Genomic DNA, 577 nt, shown 5'->3' with positions numbered 1-577 from the left:
ATTTGATTTTGATAAAAGGATTCACGCTCTTTTGCATCATCAAGCTGATTTTTCAGCATGTCTATCTGCTGTCTAAGCAGTAAAACTTCTGCCGAATTTGGACTGTCTATTTTTACAGATTCTTTTACATCCTGTTTTTTAATAGGTTCACCAAAAACACGGATAGCTTCTGCTAAATCAATCTTATTTTCAGAATTTTTGCTTAAAATTCCTTTCTTTATGTTGTTGTAAATCGTTTGTCTATTGATGTTGTAAAGCTTGGAAAGTTCAAGAACTGTAAGGGTTTTCATCCTGTAAACCTATGCCTAAACTTGTAAAAAGTTACTGCCTATTAGACTGTCTAATAGACAAATGATCAAGTTTAAATTTTAGGCAGATGCAAAGCCAACTTTTTGAAGATAAGGGAACAATTCTTCGAATTTTTGAGCATCTTTTAGCATGTCTGCAATGCGTATAGCGAATTGTTCAAAGCTTTCTGTACCTTGAGAATAGGTACTCATTTCAGGAAGCCTAGAAAGTTTATTGGCAAATAAATGACGTTGGGGATCTGTCATTTTTGAGAAGAAATCAGATGGAC

1 protein-coding gene and 1 pseudogene are annotated in these 577 nt (G+C 33.8%); both read right to left on the bottom strand.

What is annotated here, in order from left to right; all coding sequences use genetic code 11:
* On the bottom strand, nt 1–290 hold a 290-nt coding region (locus BK820_RS14950; protein WP_213030832.1), incomplete at its 3' end, for a plasmid replication DNA-binding protein.
* A 78-nt stretch (nt 291–368) separates the two neighbouring features.
* Nucleotides 369–577: pseudogene (locus BK820_RS14945) on the bottom strand (replication initiation protein RepM); the annotation flags it as partial.

It is taken from the genome of Acinetobacter sp. LCT-H3 (assembly GCF_001866125.1).
GTDB classification, from domain to species: Bacteria; Pseudomonadota; Gammaproteobacteria; order Pseudomonadales; family Moraxellaceae; genus Acinetobacter; species Acinetobacter schindleri.
The sequence above is the reverse complement of the archived record's forward strand: the minus strand, read 5'-3'. Positions and strand labels throughout refer to the sequence as shown.